Consider the following 2003-nt stretch of genomic DNA (forward strand, 5'->3'; position numbering starts at 1 on the left):
CCGCCGCCAGGACGAGGCCGGCGCCCGCGAGCGCCGCGGCGAGGCCGACCCGGCCCAGGCGCGCGCCCGCGCCGTCCGCGAACCCGGCGTCGAGCACCGCGACGACGGCCGCGGACGCGCCGGCCGCGACGAGCGGCAGCCGCAGCGCCGGCGGCCGCAGCAGCCCGCGCCGGTCGACGGGCAGCCCGAGCCACCACGTGGCCTCGGCGCCGCCGAGCCCCACGGGCCCGAGCCGCCCCGCCAGCGACACGAGGGCACCCGCGAGCGCCAGCACCGCCGCGACGACGAGGACGGGCAGGTCGAGGACCACCGGCACGTCCGCGCGCCGCGCGGGGGCGTCGTGCTGGACGAGGTTCGCCGCGCCGAGCGCCACCCCGATGCCCACGGCGACGAGGACCGCCGCGTAGTAGACGTCGCCGAGCAGGGACCCCAGGCTCGCGCCGCCCCGCCGGTTGCCGGCCTGCGCCGTCCAGCGACGGACCGCGCGTGCGGTCGGCACCTCGCCGACGCGTCCAGGCCGGACCACCGGCTCGTCGTCGTGACCCGGTGGCGCGGGGCTCACGCGGGCACCCCGTCGATGAGGGCGGCACCCTCGGCCGCCGGCACGACGCGCACCTCGTCGTCCGCCACGACGACCGCCCGGTCCGCCACGGCGCGCACGAGGACGGGGTCGTGCGTGGCGAGCAGCACCGCGCCGCCGGCACGCTTCTCCGCGACGAGGCGCTCGGCCAGGCGGGTGCGCATCGCCGCGTCGAGGCGCTGCTCCGGCTCGTCGAGCACGAGCAGCGAGCGCGGCCGCACGAACCCGGCGGCCAGCAGGAGGCGCCGGCGCTGCCCGGAGGAGAGCGCGACGGGCAGCGAGCGTGCGTGGTCCGCCAGGCCGAACTCCTCCAGCAGCCCGGCGACGAGCCCGTCCGCGCCCAGCACCCCGTGCCCGCGCGCGGTGAGGTAGAGGTGCTCGGCCACCGTCAGCGCCGGGAACCACGCGTCGTCGTCGAGGACCGCGGCGACCGCGCGCCGCACCGCGACGGAGCGCTCGTCGACGGGCTCGCCCAGGACCCGCAGGGTGCCGCCGGCGGGCTCGAGCAGGCCGAGCACCGCGCGCAGGACGGTCGACTTGCCGGAGCCGTTCGCGCCCACGAGCGCCACGGCGCGACCCGCGGGGAGCACGAACGACACCGGCGCGCACACGGGCTCGCCGCCGTACCCGACGAGCAGGCCCTTCGCGCTGACGACAGGTCGGGCCATGCGCGCCAGGGTAGCCGCGCAGGTCGCGCCGCCCGCACCGGCCGCCGTCCCCGGCCTACGTGCGGTCGAGGAACTCCTCGCGCTCCCCGGCCAGCTGCCTCCCGATCGCGGCCCGGAGCAGCGGGTGGCCGGCGAGGTCGGGGTCCTCCGCCACGAGGGCGCGCGCGTCCTGCCGCGCCCGCTCGATGACCGCGCCGTCCCGCGTCACGCGCAGGAACCGCAGGGACGAGCCGCCGCCCGACTGCGCCGACCCGAGCACGTCGCCCTCCCGGCGCAGCTCGAGGTCCACGGCCGCCAGCTCGAACCCGTCCGACGTGCGCGCGAGCGTCTCCAGCCGCGTCGCGGCGGGCGTGCCGGGTGCGGCGTCGGCGACGAGGAGGCACACCCCCGGCGCGCTCCCCCGCCCCACGCGCCCGCGCAGCTGGTGCAGCTGCGAGACGCCGAACCGGTCCGCGTCGAGCACGACCATCGCCGTCGCCTGGGGCACGTCCACGCCGACCTCGACGACCGTCGTCGCGACGAGCACCGGCACCGTGCCGTCCGCGAAGGCCGCGAGCGCCGCGTCCTTCTCCTCGGGCGTCATCCGGCCGTGCAGCACGCCCACGGCGGTGCCGGCCAGCTCCCGCCGGGCGCGCAGCTCCTCGACGACCTCGAGCACCGCCCGGAGCGGGGCGCGCGGCGGCGCGGTCGGGCCGCCGCGCCCGTCCCGGGGCGGGGGCTGCGCGCCGTCGCCGTCCGCCGGGCCCCCGCCGGGC

The 2003-nt window shown here is 80.2% G+C and carries 3 protein-coding genes; all 3 read right to left on the reverse strand.

Annotation, left to right across the window (positions count from 1 at the left end; translation table 11 throughout):
* Positions 1-499 (reverse strand): DUF6297 family protein (locus EJA20_RS18400; RefSeq protein WP_240675647.1); only part of this gene is annotated, 499 nt, incomplete at its 3' end.
* 59 nt (positions 500-558) lie between these two features.
* Entirely contained in the window at positions 559-1248 is a 690-nt protein-coding gene (locus EJA20_RS18405) for an ABC transporter ATP-binding protein (protein ID WP_129339945.1), read from the reverse strand.
* Positions 1249-1303: 55 nt separating this feature from the next.
* A partial coding sequence (locus tag EJA20_RS18410) for a helicase-related protein (protein WP_276319560.1) occupies positions 1304-2003 on the reverse strand: 700 nt, incomplete at its 5' end.

The organism is Cellulomonas endophytica, assembly GCF_004123805.1.
GTDB classification, from domain to species: domain Bacteria; phylum Actinomycetota; class Actinomycetes; order Actinomycetales; family Cellulomonadaceae; genus Cellulomonas; species Cellulomonas endophytica.